Source organism: Prevotella sp. P4-67 (genome assembly GCF_002251325.1).
Lineage (GTDB): Bacteria > Bacteroidota > Bacteroidia > Bacteroidales > Bacteroidaceae > Prevotella.
Window position 1 is genome coordinate 12111 of record NZ_NPJL01000060.1, and the last position, 15640, is coordinate 27750.

The 15640-nt window shown below is 51.3% G+C and carries 14 protein-coding genes; 9 read left to right on the forward strand and 5 right to left on the reverse strand.

Features of this window, described 5'->3' with window-relative positions; all coding sequences use genetic code 11:
• The first annotated feature begins 97 nt into the window (after nt 1-97).
• The 9 genes from CIK92_RS10615 to CIK92_RS10660 all read left to right on the forward strand — a co-directional run bounded on the left by CIK92_RS10615 (nt 98) and on the right by CIK92_RS10660 (nt 12719).
• A complete protein-coding gene (locus CIK92_RS10615) occupies nt 98-3157 on the forward strand; it encodes a SusC/RagA family TonB-linked outer membrane protein (protein ID WP_094389052.1) in 3060 nt (1019 codons plus the stop codon).
• A 21-nt stretch (nt 3158-3178) separates the two neighbouring features.
• Nucleotides 3179-4726 carry a SusD/RagB family nutrient-binding outer membrane lipoprotein gene (locus CIK92_RS10620; RefSeq protein WP_022309684.1) on the forward strand — a complete coding sequence of 516 codons (1548 nt, stop codon included), beginning with the start codon at nt 3179-3181 and terminating at the stop codon, nt 4724-4726.
• Nucleotides 4727-4761: 35 nt separating this feature from the next.
• Nucleotides 4762-5787 (forward strand): glycoside hydrolase family 18, encoded by a 1026-nt coding sequence (locus CIK92_RS10625; protein WP_094389053.1) that lies wholly within the window; start codon nt 4762-4764, stop codon nt 5785-5787.
• A gap of 26 nt (nt 5788-5813) precedes the next feature.
• The gene (locus CIK92_RS10630; RefSeq protein ID WP_094389054.1) at nt 5814-6965 is read left to right on the forward strand and encodes a BT_3987 domain-containing protein; all 1152 of its coding nucleotides are present in this window, start codon (nt 5814-5816) and stop codon (nt 6963-6965) included.
• Nucleotides 6966-6990: 25 nt separating this feature from the next.
• Nucleotides 6991-8007: a BT_3987 domain-containing protein gene (locus tag CIK92_RS10635; protein ID WP_094389055.1), complete on the forward strand. Its 1017-nt coding sequence runs from the start codon at nt 6991-6993 to the stop codon at nt 8005-8007.
• Between the two features lie 56 nt (nt 8008-8063).
• A complete protein-coding gene (locus tag CIK92_RS13485) occupies nt 8064-8279 on the forward strand; it encodes a hypothetical protein (protein WP_144289403.1) in 216 nt (71 codons plus the stop codon).
• 111 nt (nt 8280-8390) lie between these two features.
• Nucleotides 8391-8828: an Hsp20/alpha crystallin family protein gene (locus CIK92_RS10645; protein WP_094389057.1), complete on the forward strand. Its 438-nt coding sequence runs from the start codon at nt 8391-8393 to the stop codon at nt 8826-8828.
• Between the two features lie 551 nt (nt 8829-9379).
• Nucleotides 9380-11719: a glycoside hydrolase family 3 protein gene (locus CIK92_RS10655; RefSeq protein ID WP_094389059.1), complete on the forward strand. Its 2340-nt coding sequence runs from the start codon at nt 9380-9382 to the stop codon at nt 11717-11719.
• A 241-nt stretch (nt 11720-11960) separates the two neighbouring features.
• The gene (locus CIK92_RS10660) at nt 11961-12719 is read left to right on the forward strand and encodes an arginase family protein (RefSeq protein WP_094389060.1); all 759 of its coding nucleotides are present in this window, start codon (nt 11961-11963) and stop codon (nt 12717-12719) included.
• 33 nt (nt 12720-12752) lie between these two features.
• Here the strand turns inward: CIK92_RS10660 and CIK92_RS14210 are convergent, their stop codons facing one another.
• From CIK92_RS14210 to CIK92_RS10680, 5 genes are all read right to left on the reverse strand, one after another.
• Entirely contained in the window at nt 12753-12989 is a 237-nt protein-coding gene (locus CIK92_RS14210) for a helix-turn-helix transcriptional regulator (protein WP_256387337.1), read from the reverse strand.
• Between the two features lie 66 nt (nt 12990-13055).
• Nucleotides 13056-13220: a hypothetical protein gene (locus tag CIK92_RS13800; RefSeq protein ID WP_158214779.1), complete on the reverse strand. Its 165-nt coding sequence runs from the start codon at nt 13218-13220 to the stop codon at nt 13056-13058.
• A gap of 203 nt (nt 13221-13423) precedes the next feature.
• Complete coding sequence (locus CIK92_RS10670; RefSeq protein WP_144289404.1) at nt 13424-13618, reverse strand: hypothetical protein; 195 nt, start codon at nt 13616-13618, stop codon at nt 13424-13426.
• Nucleotides 13619-13700: 82 nt separating this feature from the next.
• A complete protein-coding gene (locus tag CIK92_RS10675) occupies nt 13701-14825 on the reverse strand; it encodes a hypothetical protein (RefSeq protein WP_094389062.1) in 1125 nt (374 codons plus the stop codon).
• The gene (locus CIK92_RS10680; protein ID WP_094389063.1) at nt 14822-15637 is read right to left on the reverse strand and encodes an HAD-IIA family hydrolase; all 816 of its coding nucleotides are present in this window, start codon (nt 15635-15637) and stop codon (nt 14822-14824) included. Before CIK92_RS10680 ends, CIK92_RS10675 begins: the two co-directional genes overlap by 4 nt.
• Between the last annotated feature and the right edge of the window lie 3 nt (nt 15638-15640).

The following is a 15640-nucleotide window of genomic DNA, read 5'->3' on the forward strand; positions in this document are numbered from 1 at the left end:
CGGTATTAAACCAATTGCGACCCAACAGGGAAACAACTAACATAGATATTGAGTGAAAATTCTCATATTGTTTAATTTTATAACTTACAAAAAACCTATGGACAGAATGCAATCTAATTTGCTAAGATTGTTTTTCTCATCGGCATTGTGCCTTGGTAGCGTTTCTGCATTTGCAGTAGGAGCGCCCAGTGAGAAAGCTCCCTTCAACAAGGTGGAGCAGGCTAATGAGAAGACAGTCGGAGGACAGGTACTCGATGAAAATGGCGAACCTGTCATTGGTGCAACCGTAACGGTAAAAGGAACAAAAACCGCAGTAGTCACTGACATCGACGGTAAGTTCTCTTTCAAAGTTCCCGCCGGAAGTACCTTGGTAGTAACCTATCTGGGCTATGCCGACAAGGAAGTGGCTGCCACAGGTACAGGTATGACCATCAACATGGCTCAGGACGAGAAGACTCTCGATGAAGTAGTCGTTACCGCTCTGGGTATCAAGCGCTCGGAGAAGGCGCTTAGCTACAATGTACAGCAGTTGGGCAACGAAGACCTGACCACTGTAAAGAGCACCAACTTCATGAACTCTCTCGCCGGTAAGGTGGCTGGTGTCAACATCAACGCCTCTTCTGCTGGTATGGGTGGTGCCACACGTGTCGTAATGCGTGGTCCCAAGTCTATCAACCAGAGCAACTCTGCTCTCTACGTAGTAGACGGTGTGCCAATCAACAACCGCAACAACGGTACTGCTGAGGGTATCTATGCTAGCCAGCCTGGTGGTGAAGGTATCGCCGATATCAACCCCGAGGACATCGAGAGCATCAGCGTGCTCAGTGGTCCTGCTGCTGCCGCTCTTTACGGTTCGGCTGCCGCTCAGGGTGTGATCATGATCACAACCAAGAAAGGTAAGGAAGGCCGCGTGTCTGTTGTTGTAAGCAACAGTACCCAGTTCTCAGACGTATTCAAGATGCCCGAGTTCCAGAACGAGTATGCCAACCGTCCCGGTGAGGTTCGCTCTTGGGGTGAGAAGGGTGGTTCTGAGTTTACAGGTTTCGATCCTGAAAACTTCTTCAACACCGGTACCAACATTCAGAACAACGTGTCTCTGACAGTAGGTAACGGCAAGAACCAGACTTACGCATCGGTAGGTACTACCAATGCCAACGGTATCATGCCCAACAACAGCTATGACCGTTACAACTTCACATTCCGCAACTCTACCAGCTTCCTGAACGACAAGTTGACTCTCGACTTCAACCTCAACTATGTGAAGCAGAGCGACATGAACCTCATGGCTCAGGGTCAGTACTTCAACCCGCTGGTAGCGCTCTACCTCTTCCCACGTGGCGAGAGCTTTGACGCTATCCGTACCTTTGAAGTCTTTGACCAGTCTCGTGGTATCTATGTTCAGAACTGGAACTTCGGTGACGCTCTGTCTATGCAGAACCCCTACTGGATTGCCAATCGCATGAACCGTACTACCAAGAAGCATCGCTATATGATCAACAGCAGCTTGAAGTACCAGATTTTCGACTGGTTGGACGTAGTGGGCCGTATCCGCTTCGACCGTGCCACCAGCAAGTCTGAGGACAAGCGCTATGCTTCTACCATCAACCTCTTCGCTCACTCTGACTATGGTTTCTACGCCTATTCTAACGCTGTAGACCAGAGCGTTTATGGTGACGTGATGTTCAACGTAAACAAGAGCTTTGACAAGTTCTCTATCGGCGCCAACGTCGGTGGTTCTTTCTCTCGCACACAGTTTGACAATAATGGATTCCAGGGTGGTCTGCGTGCTCCTTCCAATATCTTCAGCCCCAACGCCATTGACTATGCCAATGCGACCAACGACAACCGTCCTATCTATGCTTTCAACAAGCATAACATCAACTCGGTATTCGCCAACGTTGAGCTGGGATGGCGCAGCATGGTTTACCTGACTCTGACAGGCCGTAACGACTGGGATTCTGCCCTTGCAGGCACCAAGAACGAGTCGTTCTTCTATCCTTCAGTAGGTACTTCTGCCATCATCTCTCAGATGGTGAAGCTCCCCGAGTTTATCGACTACCTGAAGGTACGTGGCTCTTGGGCATCTGTAGGTTCGGCTATCAGCCCCAACATCACTTCTCAGTGGCGTTACAACTTCAAGCCCAACACTCAGACCTATGAGACTGTAACTTATAAGTTCCCCAAGACATTCTATCCTGAGCGTACCAACTCATGGGAAGCCGGTCTTACCGCACGCTTCTTCAACAACGCTCTGACTCTGGATATGACATTCTATCAGTCTAATACCCGCAAGCAGACCTTCCTCCGTCCTATCACAGTATCTGAGGGTTATGATCACGAGTATGTACAGACCGGTAACGTACGCAACCGCGGTCTTGAGCTTTCTATCGGTTACAACCACCAGTTTGGCAAGCTCTCTTGGAGCAGCTCTCTTACCTACAGTATGAACCGCAACAAGATTGTCGACCTGCTCGCCGATCCAGAGGTGACCATCAGCACAACCGGTCTTAACGGCGTGGGTGTAATCCTGAAGAAGGGTGGTACCATGGGTGACGTGTACAGCTATACCGACTTTGCTCGTGACAGAGAAGGCAATATCGCTCTCGACGCCAGCGGCAACGTAATCCGCAAGACTCTCTCTAACCCCAAGTATCTGGGTAGCGTATTGCCAAAGGGCAACATCGGTTTCTCTAACGAATTCTCTTGGAAGGGTATCAACCTCGGCTTCCTCCTTACTGCCCGTCTCGGTGGTATCGTAATGAGCCAGACCCAGGCCATCATGGACTACTACGGTGTGTCAAAGACTTCTGCTGCAGCCCGCGAGAATGGAGGTATCCCTGTCAATACAGGTCTCGTACCTGCTGAAAAGTACTATGCTGTAGTAGGTGGTGACAACCCCATCTGGTCTGAATATACCTACAGTGCTACTAACGTACGTCTGCAGGAAGCCCACATCAGTTACGATGTTCCCAAGAAGTGGCTTGCTGGCCTCGACCTCTCTCTCGGTCTTACAGCCAACAACCTCTGGATGATTTACTGCAAGGCTCCTTTCGATCCCGAGTCAACAGCTTCTACCGGTACCTTCTACCAGGCTCTCGACTACTTCATGCAGCCAAGTCTCCGTTCGTTAGGTTTCAATGTTAAACTGAAGTTCTAATTACATTAAATGACTTTCAAAATGAAAACTATTATAAAGACAATAACCTTCGCTGTTGCATCAGTGGCAGTAATGGGCCTCGCAGCTTCATGTACTGATGGCTTCGAAGACGCCAACCGTCCCGGTGGTGCCCTCAACAATGAAGAAATCAACCGCGATAACTATAGCACCGGTTCTTTCATGGTTCAGATGGAGACTGAGGCTTTCCCCGAGCAGGAGAATACCTATCAGATGAACCAAGACCTTATCGGTAACTACCTCGGCCGCTTCATGACTTATGCCAACAACGGTTTCGCTGGTAGCAACTTCGCCAAGATGAATGCTCCTGTAGGATGGGTACGTTATCCATTCGCCGACAGTATGAAGAAGACTGTTTCGGCTTTCAATGAGATTGCCCGTCTCTCTACCAAGGAGAGTCTGCCTTACGCATGGGCTCTGATCCTGCGCGCACAGTCATTCCTGCGTCTTACCGATATGTATGGTCCTCTGCCAATCGGCGCTGAGGAAGATCCCAATGCCTACTCTTCACAGGAGACCATCTACAAGACTCTCGTGGCTGACCTCGACCACGCCCTCGGTGTAATCAACGGTATGATCGCCGCCAACGGTGGTAGCCTCGTACAGTTCAAGGACGCCGACCAGGTCTATGGTGGCGACTTCACCAAGTGGGTGAAATTTGCCAACTCTCTCAAACTGCGTATGGCTATCCGTATGCGCTTCGTGGCTCCCGACTATGCCAAGAAGGTAGGTGAGGAAGCTGTTGCCGCTGGTGTCATCACCTCTAACGACGACAACTGCGCCATCAACTACAACCCCAACGGTCAGTGGAAGACCTCTGTAGAGTGGGGCGACAGCCGCGCATGTGCCGACATCGAGAGCTATATGAACGGTTATGGTGACCCACGTATCAGCAAGTACTTCAGTGCTACAACTACCGAGGGCGACCGCGCCATCATCGGTTGTCGTGCCGGTGCCAACATTGGTAATAAGTCTGTTGCCGGTGGTCTCTACTCTGCAGCCAACATCGAGAAGGACTCTCGTGGCGTATGGCTCACAGCAGCTGAAATGACATTCTGCCGTGCCGAAGGTGCGCTGGCCAACTGGTCTGGTATGGGTGGCGACGTAGAGTCTCTCTACAAGCAGGCCATCAAGCTCTCTTTCGAGCAGTGGGGTGCCAAGAACGTAGATGCTTACCTCGAAGACGATGCAAGTACTCCTGCCGACTATAAGGATGCTACCGATGGTTACGGTGGTTCACATGGCAAGATGTCTACCATCACTATCAAGTGGGACAACAGCGCTTCTGCAGCTGAGAAACTTGAGCGCCTTATCGTCCAGAAGTGGATTGCCCTCTTCCCCGACGGTCAGGAGGGATGGTGCGAGATTCGTCGTACAGGCTATCCTAAGGTATTCCCTGTAGCCCAGACTACTTCTTACAGCATCGAGGTGCCCAACCGTATTCCTTTCGACTACACTGAGCCTACCAACAACCCTGTAAACTATCAGAAGGCTGTACAGCTCCTCGGTGGTGCCGATGACTATGCTACCAAGATGTGGTGGCAGAAGTAATCACTATAATATCAACTAATAAATTGACAAAAGCAATGAAAAAAATATTCAAAATGCTGCTCGTGTCGGTAGTTGCCTTTATGTTTGCTGCCTGTGACACAGATGTCGAGACAAAGAATCCCGTCAATCTCACCGATCCTGCGCGCACTCCAGAGTACTATGAGGCTCTGAGAGCATACAAGAAGAGCGACCACCCCGTAGCCTTCGGATGGTTTGGTAACTGGGTAGGTGCCGGTGCTTCTCTCGAGAATTCACTCCGCGGTCTCCCCGATAGTGTTGACTTCGTTTCAATATGGGGTAACTGGCGTAACCTCTCACCCGAGCGCAAGGCCGACCTCGAATATGTACAGACTGTAAAGGGTACACGTGCTCTCGTATGTTTTATCGTACAGAACGTAGGCGACCAGCTCACTCCCGAGGGCGAGGATGCCACTACATTCTGGGGTGAAGGCGACGAGGCTATCGTGAAGTATGCCAATGCCATCTGTGATACCATCGACAAGTATGGCTACGATGGTTTCGACTATGACTATGAGCCTAACTACGGTCATCGAGGTAACATCTCTGGTGTACCCGCTGCCGAGAAAGTATTCGTAGAGGCTCTCAGCCGCCGTCTTGGTCCGAAGTCAGGTACTGACAAGATGCTCGTCATCGACGGTGAGCCTCAGACTATCAACTCTGAGCTCGGTCCTTGCTTCAACTACTTCATCGTTCAGGCTTACCAATGTACCGGTGACGCTAACCTCGATGGTCGTCTCCAGGGTACTATCATGAACTTTAATGGCGTACTCGAGCCCGAAGAGGTTGCCAAGAAGTACATCGTTACCGAGAACTTCGAGAACTTTGCTCTTGCTGGTGGCGTATCATTTACTGACCGCAATGGCAACGAGATGATGAGTCTTGAGGGTATGGCACGTTGGCAGCCCATCATCAATGGCAAGAAAGTCCAGAAGGGTGGTATCGGTACCTATCACATGGAGTATGAGTATATGGCAGGCAAGCAGCCTTCTTATCCCGCTCTGCGTAAGGGTATCCAGATTATGAATCCCGCGATTAAGTAGTATTTAATTTCATAATAACTGCAATAATGAAAAAGATTTCAAAATTCATATATGGTGGCATCCTTCTCGGCGCCGTAGCCCTCACAGGTTGTGAGAATGCCGAATACGACCAGCTCACCAATCAGGCATACATCCTGCAGACAGCGACCAATGCCAATTCTTCGCAGAAACTTACTGTCGGCAACGAGTTTGTCTCTACAGACATCAACGTACGTCTGTCTGAAAAGGCTACCGAGGCAAGCAGCTTCAAGCTGGTGTACGATGCTCAGGCTCTCGAGCAGTTCAACTCCAAAAACGAGACTTCTTATACTGCTCTGCCCGAAGGTTCTTTCTCACTCTCTGCCAATGAGGTGACCATTGAGCCCGGTACTTCTGTATCTAACCCCGCTACACTCACCATCAATCCTTACAACGATGAGCTCAAGAATAGCGGTAAGAAGTATGCGCTCGCCTTCCGTCTTGAGAAGGTTAGCGGCAATGCCAATGTCCTCAAGTCTGGTAGCGTTATGGTATTTGTTCTCGACCAGGTGGTTATCCAGCCTGTTGTCCAGTTCAACGTAAATTCCTACATTGGTCAGGACCTCAAGGAGACTTATACCACTACTGAGTGGACTATGGAGATGAATATCAAGAAGGATATTCTCGGTACACAAATCGGTCAGTACAACAACCAGGCCATCTACAGCACCGGTCCCGATGAGGTTTACGTTCGCTTCGGTGACGCTCCTATCGAGGGTAACCGTCTGCAGATCAAGACCCAGGGTACTCAGATGAACAGCTTGACGCTCTTCAACGCCAACACATGGTATCACATCGCATACGTATGCACCGGTGCCAAGTTGTATCTCTATGTCAACGGTCAGCTCGACAACTCTATGGACATGCCTGGCAAGGAGACCCGCGTTTCTTCTGTATCTATCAGCTCTAACTCTTCCTACAACAGAGGTAACTCTTTCTACAGCGAGGTTCGTCTGTGGAAGAAGGCACGCTCACAGAAGGAGATTCAGAACAATATGTACTCTTGTGCCCCCGCCACTCCAGGCTTCATCTTCTACTACAAGTTCAACGAGGGTCAGGGCAACCAGTTCAAGGACTGGTCTGGCAACGGCAACGATGCTACAACCAAGGACAACTCAACTCCTGTATGGATTCAGGATGTACGTATTGATGGTAAATAATAAACTGTAAAAACGTAAGAAGATTATGAAATCAATGATAATTAAATCAGCCGTTGCGCTGATAGCCGCTTTGCCCCTCTTCACGGCATGTCAGGGCGAGCCCGAAGTGGGCACGCTCCTTCACCCCGAAGAGCAGCCAAGCAATGCCCCCAAGGTATATATCAATGAGGTATCTGCACCTGCCAATGCAACACAGGCAACTGTAGTTCAGACTCCTGCAGGATTTGTTGTACCCGAGGATACATACGAGTTCTATGTACGTATTACTACTCCTGTAGAGAATGACGTAGTCGTTACTGTGGCTGAGGATACAGAGGCTGCCGCTGCTGGCGCCGCTGCTTATGGTGCTGACAAGAACAGTGCTCTTGCTCCTGGCTGTATGGCTATTGAGAACAATACTGTTACCATCCCTGCTGGCAAGAATGTATCTGCTGAGCCTGTCAAGTTCAAAGTAACTGACAGCGAAGCCATCAGAAACGTTTCTGGCAAAGCTATTGCAGCCATCAAGATTACTGACGTCAAGTCTGCTTCTAAGGTTGCTGTGGGTAAGGACCACAATGCTTATTATACATTGTTGGACAAGAAGGTAACCAACTTCAAGGGCTTCAGCGACGATCTGTTGACCAAGACCAAGCTTACTGCAGCTGATCTGACCTACACCTTCCAGGAAGAAGACTATACTGAAAAGCTCATGGATACATACACCAGCACATGGGCAGATATGTATGCTGGTCCAGAGCCAATTTACTGTGAGTTCAAAACTCCCCAGCCTCTGATTGGTGTTGCTTACCAGTATGGTTATGACGCACCTTACGGTCCTTATACCCTTGAAATCTTTACCAGTAACGATGGTCAGAACTGGACATCTCAGACTGGTGGAGCTTTGGAAACTGGTTATACAGATGGTGTTGTTTGCATCAACTTCTACTCAGCAATTACATGTAAGTATGTAAAGTTCATTCCTTACACTTGCTACTATGGTTACTTCTTTGGCGAAGAGTACAACCAGACATGTGTAGGAGAACTCTATATGTTCAAATAATTTGTTGTTTCATAATATAGCGTTGGTTTAAAAACAACAATCCGGGGGCCGCGACTATGGGAATAGTTGCGGCCTTCATTTTTTTTGTCCTGAGCATAGCGATGCCAGCCGCTCTCCTTGTCTTTACCGCCGTCACAGCCATCCTTGCCATGATGCCATATTGCCTTCCTGTTGTCATGATTATGGCAGTAAAAGCCAATTATTTTCAACATTGCTGCCACAATCGCCCCGTCGCACTGACAAATTGTCACTTCTTTGCCGTTGGTATGTAACTTGCAAAACTATCAGTGAAAGCCGGAAGGCCGAAGGCAATCGCAAGGTTGACGAGACCCACACCGGCAAGATAAAAGAAGAATATAAAATACAATTAGGAGGTAATAATTATGTTGTTAGTTCGTAGAAACAATGATTTTGATTGGTTGAACAATTGGTTTGATGACAATTTCTTCAATACACCCGTAATGGCACAGACCACAACCACAGCTCCGGCTGTCAACGTTAAGGAAGACAACAAGCAGTATGTTATGGAAGTCGCTGTTCCAGGCCTGAAGAAGGAGCAAGTCAACATGAGTATCGACAAAGACGGCTATCTTACCCTCTCTATCGAGAACAAGAATGAGCAGAAGGACGAGAACAAGAAGGAACACTATCTGCGCCGCGAGTTCTCTTACACCAGCTATCGTCAGAGTTATGCTCTTCCAGACAACGTAAATGCCGATAAGATTGAGGCCAACGTAGCCGACGGTGTGCTCAAGGTAGTTCTGCCAAAGGTCGAGAAGAAAGAGGAAAAGGAAGACGTTAAGCATATAGAAGTCAAATAAGCATTAGGTGAATAGTAAAGTATGGGGCAGGCTGCTCTCAGTAATGAGAAACAGTCTGCCCTTTTTTTGTGTCTATCCCAAAGCCCCTCGCCAAAGCAGCCGCACCTCCCCAGACCTCCTCAAGGGGCTGGAGCTTATTCCTGCTGTGTTTGAGGTGGTTGGCTCGAGCTTCTTTCCCTTGGGCAAGGTAGGGTTGGGGCTTCGCACTAAGGCCATGTATGGTTGGTTCATAGTGGATGGAATGCACCTCGACAACGCTGTAGGAGTTGCGCTTAGCTGTAGGGGTAACTCGCAGATGGTTTGTGTAAGCAGTAGCAACTCTATCGGAGTTGCGCTTAGCCGAAGGCGTTATCCGCACCAACTAAATGCCAGTGTAACCACAGCAGATAACTCACACCACGACAGCCACCGCCACGGCTTTTTGTGTTTTCATTCATCCAACGATAACCAGCCCCTCAATCCTTTTTTTTACGCCCACTTTCACACTTTTTGCCCTAAAAGCGTGGAGGTCTAATGAAATTATATTAATTTTGCAGAAAATCAATATTATCATGAAATTATCAAGAATATTCCTACTATTTGCCGTGGCGTCGTGCAGCCTGACGATGACCGCCCAAAAACCCTTGCCCCAGTTGGGCAAAGCGCCCATCGACCAGATTATCAAAGCGATGACCCTTGAAGAGAAAGCCCATCTGCTGGTGGGAGTCAAGTCGGCTGAAGGCATGGATATCATCGCCAACGGAGCCGGCACCACCTACGCCATACCCCGCCTGGGCATAACCCACACCATCATGATGGATGGCGCCACGGGTGTGCGCATGGACACGCTGGTGAGAGGCGACGGCAAAGCCTACTATTCTACCGGCTTCCCAGTGGCTACGCTGCTGGCTGCCACATGGAACACCGACCTGGTAAAGCGCGTGGGTGCCACAATGGGCGACGAACTGCTTGCCTACGGTGGCGACATCCTGTTGGCTCCGAGTCTCAATGTACATCGCAACCCGCTCAATGGCCGCAACTTCGAGTACTATTCTGAAGACCCGTTGCTGTCTGGCTATATGGCAGCGGCAGCCACCAAGGGTCTGCAGTCTGTGGGCGTGGGCGCCACCATCAAGCACTTTGCCGCCAACTCGCAGCAGACGATGCGCATGTTCAACGACGCCCGTGTGTCGCAGCGCGCCCTCCGCGAAATCTACCTTCGCGGATTCGAGATAGCCATCCGCGAGGCCAAGCCTTGGGCTGTGATGTCGTCATACAACCGTATCAATGGCCTGCACACCCAATACAGCCACAAGTTGCTCACCGACCTGCTGCGCAAGGAATGGCGCTTCAACGGCATCGTGATGACCGACTGGGTGGAGGCACGCGACACCCGCGCACAGGTACATGCCGGCAACGACCTGCTCATGGGCGGTACTCCGCAGCAGGTGCAGGATATCCTGGACTGCGTGAAGAAAGGTACGCTGACGATGGCTGAAATCAACAACAATGTGCGGCGTGTGCTGCGATACATCATGCGCACACCCCACTACCGTGGCGTCGAAGCCACCTTCGCTCCCGACCTCAAGGCTCACGCCGTGCTGGCACGCGAGGCTGCCACCGAGGGCGTGGTGCTGCTCAAGAACAGCGAGCCTGCTCTCATCACTGGTGATGCTGCCAAGCAGGCGGTGACCAAGGCGCGCCCTCTGCCCCTCGTGGAAGACGACCAGGTGGCGCTCTTCGGACTTGGCGCGTATAAGTTTTATGCCAACGGACGCGGCGCCGCTGATGTCTACAAGCCCTACACCGTGACCCTCGTCGAGGGACTGCACAACAGCAAGGTAAACCTCCACTCTACACTCGATACCTATTACACCCACTATATGGACAACCAGTATCTGCTGCTCGACGAGCAGAATACGCCCACCTTCCGCAACTGGTTCTTCGGTATGCGTGAGCCCGAGGAGCCTGCCATCAACAGCGCCTTCATCGGCTATCGTGCCAAGGACTGCACCAAGGCCATCATCACCATCGCCCGCAACTCGGGCGAGGCCGAAGACCGCGACTACAAGGAGGGCGACTATCTGCTCACCAAGGCTGAGCTGACGCTGATAGACCAGGTTAGCAAGGCTTTCCACGCGCAGAAGAAGCCTGTGATTGTAGTGCTCAACGTGGGTGGCGTCATCGATGTGGCGTCATGGCGCGACAAGGTCGATGCCATCGTCATGGCTTGGCAGCCCGGCGAAGAGGGCGGCAATGCTGTGGCCGATGTGCTCACGGGCAAGGTATGTCCTTCGGGCAGACTGCCGATGACCTTTGCGCTCGACTACTTCGACTACCCATCTGCCAAGAACTTCCCCCTGCACTACAAGTTCAACTGGGACGAACTGCTGCGCCCCGACTCGGTGGTGCTCGCCAAGAAAGACCTGGGCTACACCAACTATGAGGAAGATATCTATGTGGGCTACCGCTATTTCAATACGCAGAAGAAGGCCGTGGCTTATCCCTTCGGCTACGGTCTGTCATACACCTCTTTCAAATATGACAAGCCACAGGTGCGCCTTGTCAAGGGCCGCTATATCGTCAGCGTGCCGGTGACCAATGTGGGTAGCGTAGATGGCAAAGAGGTGGTACAGCTCTACGTCAACGCTCCCAAGGGCACGATGGAGAAACCCAGCCGCGAGCTGAAAGCCTTTGCCAAGACCCGACTGCTCAAAGCCGGAGAGACAGAGGTCGTGGAAATGTCAATCCCCCTGGCTGACCTCGCCTCATTCAACGAAAAGCGTATGGCATGGGTAACCGATGCCGGCAAATACACCCTGGAGATAGGTGCGTCGGTAGAGGATATCCGCACCAGCGCAACCATCACCATCAAGAAGCCCATCATCAAGTCCGCACCCACGAAGATATAAACTCACGGGAAAGGGAGAAATACCGAAGGCGCAGATGCCAATGGTATTATAATGAATACGAATCGTGCTGTCATACTGGTAATGACAGGCATGTTGGATATTACGAAAAATTAGATAAGGAGCACAGGTTTAGACTTGTGCTCCATTTGCTTGATGACATACGAACAATGCGGCCATTACCGACTGCTGTTTATAGGTCATTTGTGTTAATAGCAATACTGTTGCCAAAATTCTTGCGTTTATGAAAAAGAAACTGCCTATTATACTCCTCAATTTCTCTGATGTATACGATTACGAGTCGTTTGCCTCAAGTCAGGAGATTGTCCATGTTGACTGTCGTGAACTTAATGGCGTAGACTGCTATTGTGATGAGGATGGAATGAAAGAGCTGCGCCAGCTGCTTGCTCCGTATCCTGCAAAGGCGCTTCACTTTATTGATTCGGGCGACTATCATTATCTTACTGAATATTGGGTTTCCAGACTACAAGAGCCGTTCTCTCTGATTGTGCTTGACCACCATCCTGACATGCAGCAGCCACAATGGAAGGGTGTTGTTTCATGTGGCGGTTGGGTTACGGATGTATTGGAGAAGAACACTTTTGTAAGGAATATCATTATCGTTGGTGCTTCTGACGAATTGATATCCCAGGTGCCGGCGCATCTAAGGAAGAAAGTGATGTTCTACAGCCAAGCAGAAATAGACCATCATCAAGCATGGCCCTCAAAGGCTGGCAAGTTGATACATGAGCCTGTCTACATTTCCATAGACAAGGACGTGCTTAGAAAGCAAGATGCCATTACCGATTGGAGTAATGGAGACATGACTCTCATGCAACTCCAAGCCGTGCTGCGCATCATATATGCCCACGAGAAGGTAATCGGCGTAGACATAACAGGCGAATGTTCTGCCACACTCGACTATCTTTCTGAGGTAAAGGATGCGTCGGTAAACAACAGAGCCAACGAGGAACTGATGCAGATGATATTAACCGAAGGCTGAAACAGAATAACATTCCTTTCCTTTACGTCCGCGCTAAACATCCTCATGTTTTGCATCTTGAGCATGCTGCATGGCTCTATATTCAATAGGACTTACGCCATATTTTCGCTTAAAGGCTGTGTAGAAGTAGCTTTGGTAGTCGTAGCCCAGTTTTATGGCGATGTCGTTGATGGTCATATCAGAATCGAGTAGATAAAGTACAGCTAAGCGCATACGATAGTCGAAAAGATATTGGAATTGAATTTCAAGAAGCAAGGCAACTGATAGCACTGAATTCCATGCGAGGAATCCCGCCCTGATTCTTTATGCTCAAAAGAGTATTAGCGGACAGCGATACTAAGCATTAAGGGGTGCCCGTCGTGGGATGGTACGCACCTCCGGCAACTCTGTAGGAGTTGCGATTTCCCAACCCTGGGTATGGATACAGAAAAGGATAGCAACGCTGTAGGTGTTGCGCTTAGCCGAAGGCGTTATTCTCGACTTGATAGTATTCCTCTTCATAATTCATTCCATTCTCCTGCTGTGTGTAATGTCTACGGCTACATGCTGTACTTTACCTTTTCGCGCAGTAGTGTGCCCTTGCGCCGCTGCCGGTTTCACCTCCACTCCCACCGCAGTCCACTCGGCTGGCACGTGACGTATGTTACGTGGACACGTGTCGTATGATACGAGCTTTCGTGCCGTTTGATACGTGGACTCGTGCCTTATGATACGAGCTGGCAATGACCATGGATAGCCTTGCTATCCGTATGGTATGCAATGACTTGAGTCGTCTTGTGGAACTCGTGATGCGTGATGCAAGGCTGCTTGAGGTTGCTACCCTTACTCTCTTGCCGTCCTCCCTGCCGCTTCTTGCCACCCTCGTCACCGCTACCGGTGGTCACGCCATCGCTGTACATAACCACCTGCATAGACAACAACGGCCCGACGGTGCTGTCCGTCGGGCCGTTGGTTGTGGTCGCTATCTGCCTTGGCAGCGTGCTATTGTCTTACAAAACCTTTGTCATCGCTCCAGCGATAGAGGCGCAGATTGGTGTAGTTGCCTTTGCCCTTGGTCTTCACCAGACCATTCTCGGAGAGATAGAAGAGACCGTTGCCGAGGGCTATCATGCCTGTGGCGCCACGCGTACGCTCCCATCCCCACACCTCGCCGCCTGCCGAGGGTTTGCCACTACGCACCAGGGTGAGCAGAGGGGCCTTCTCTCTCGGCTCCACACCCCGCAGCCAACCCTTGTGAGGCTTGACGCGCGTGTCGATGGCATACATCTCATAGCGGGGCCACTGGCTCTTGTAGCCGTGATAGACCGCGGCGAACATGTAGCCCGTCGAGGCGTCGTATTCCAGGTTCTGGATGCCATAATCTGAGTTGCCCGTATAGACAAAGTACTTGGCGCGCGGCTTCGCGGGACCCGACTCGTGGATGTGGGTGGGGTCTATCTTGCGTGCATACCTGCTCCACTGGCGCACATCATAGCAGAGCAACACCTGATAGTCATTGTCTGTGCGCGTAGTGTCACCATAGACACCGTAGCCCAGGTAGAGATAGTTGCGGCCAGACCTCTTGCCCCACTGCGGAGCAAAGGTGAGGCCGTCGATGCCCGATGCGCCGTAGCGATGCGCCACCTGGCGACCGTTGTTGACGACGGTGGCTTCGCAGTCGGCCACCACTTCGGGGATATACACCGTGGTCATCACCTCGTCGGGGCTCATGTCGATGCGGTCTATCTTGTCGAGGTCGAAGATGGCCACATAGAAGCCCGTGCGGGCGTCGTTTTTCACGCCCAGGTTGCCCGTGATGCCCGTGCCTATCACGTCGTGCTTGTACTCGAGCGACCCGTAGAGTCTGCCGTCATCGGGGTTGATGCCGATGCAGCCCAGATGGCCCGTGAGTCCGTTGACGCTGGCGATGAGACGGCCCTGGAGATCGTATTTCATCAGTTTGGTGGTAAACGACATGTACACACACTGGCGCTGACGGTCATAGGCAGCGCCCTGAACGTGGAAGTCGCCCTGATACCCCGAGAAGATACGCTTGGGGAAGTCCTGTGCCACGCAGCCCAGGCAGAGCACCAGGAGCAGTAGAGTCAATATAGGTCTGCGCATCATCGGTCGTGGATTTGTTGTAACATGTTGCCGAGCACCTCGATGCTGTCTACGATGAGGTCGGGCTGGCGTTCGGCTGCCTGCGCCACCTCCATCGTGGTCTCGCCCGAGAGGACCAGACAACCCATGGCGCCCGCATTGAACGCCATCGCAATGTCGGTATAGATGCGGTCGCCCACCATGAGTATCTCTTCGGGCTTGAGCCCGCGCTGTTGCTGTATTCCGATGAGCATATTGGGGTCGGGCTTGCCCAGCGTGATGTCGGGCTTGCGTCCGGTGGCGCTCTCCAGGCAGCGGCAGATAGAGCCGCAGTCTACCAGCACGGTCTCCTCGTTGGTGGGGCACACCCGGTCGGGGTTTGTGGCGATGTAGGGCAGCCCCCTGCTTATCCACCATGCCGCCCTGCACAGCCTCTTGTAGGTGAGCGTCATGTCAAAGGCAGCCACCACGATATCCGGCACGTCTTCGGGGGTGTCCTCGCAGGATGTGAAGCCGGCTGCCTCAAATTGGGAAATCATGCTGGGCGTGCCCAAGAGGAAGAGGCGCCGCGCCTCGGGGTAGTGGGCCTTGATATAGTCGATGGTCGCCACGGTGGTGTTGTATATCTCCTCCTCGGTAGCATGTATTCCCATGCGTGCGAGCTTCTTCAGATAGTCCTCTATCGACTTCGACGGGTTGTTGGTCAGAAACGAGTAGCTTATACCCATCCTCTTGAGCTTGTCGAGGAAGTCGATGGTGTAGGGAAAGAGCGTGTCGCCGAGATAGATGGTGCCATCCATGTCGAGCGCCACATGCTTGATTTTTTCCAGTTGCATAGT

Excerpts from the sequence above, each read along its gene's own strand:
- CIK92_RS10645 (WP_094389057.1), top strand. The coding sequence starts at position 8,391 with ATGTTGTTAGTTCGTAGAAACAATGATTTTGATTGGTTGAACAATTGG.
- CIK92_RS10620 (WP_022309684.1), top strand. The coding sequence starts at position 3,179 with ATGAAAACTATTATAAAGACAATAACCTTCGCTGTTGCATCAGTGGCA.
- CIK92_RS10630 (WP_094389054.1), top strand. The coding sequence starts at position 5,814 with ATGAAAAAGATTTCAAAATTCATATATGGTGGCATCCTTCTCGGCGCC.
- CIK92_RS10615 (WP_094389052.1), top strand. The coding sequence starts at position 98 with ATGGACAGAATGCAATCTAATTTGCTAAGATTGTTTTTCTCATCGGCA.
- CIK92_RS10675 (WP_094389062.1), bottom strand. The coding sequence starts at position 14,825 with ATGATGCGCAGACCTATATTGACTCTACTGCTCCTGGTGCTCTGCCTG.
- CIK92_RS10655 (WP_094389059.1), top strand. The coding sequence starts at position 9,380 with ATGAAATTATCAAGAATATTCCTACTATTTGCCGTGGCGTCGTGCAGC.
- CIK92_RS13485 (WP_144289403.1), top strand. The coding sequence starts at position 8,064 with ATGGGAATAGTTGCGGCCTTCATTTTTTTTGTCCTGAGCATAGCGATG.
- CIK92_RS10660 (WP_094389060.1), top strand. The coding sequence starts at position 11,961 with ATGAAAAAGAAACTGCCTATTATACTCCTCAATTTCTCTGATGTATAC.
- CIK92_RS10670 (WP_144289404.1), bottom strand. The coding sequence starts at position 13,618 with ATGTACAGCGATGGCGTGACCACCGGTAGCGGTGACGAGGGTGGCAAG.
- CIK92_RS10635 (WP_094389055.1), top strand. The coding sequence starts at position 6,991 with ATGAAATCAATGATAATTAAATCAGCCGTTGCGCTGATAGCCGCTTTG.
- CIK92_RS10625 (WP_094389053.1), top strand. The coding sequence starts at position 4,762 with ATGAAAAAAATATTCAAAATGCTGCTCGTGTCGGTAGTTGCCTTTATG.
- CIK92_RS13800 (WP_158214779.1), bottom strand. The coding sequence starts at position 13,220 with ATGAAGAGGAATACTATCAAGTCGAGAATAACGCCTTCGGCTAAGCGC.
- CIK92_RS10680 (WP_094389063.1), bottom strand. The coding sequence starts at position 15,637 with ATGCAACTGGAAAAAATCAAGCATGTGGCGCTCGACATGGATGGCACC.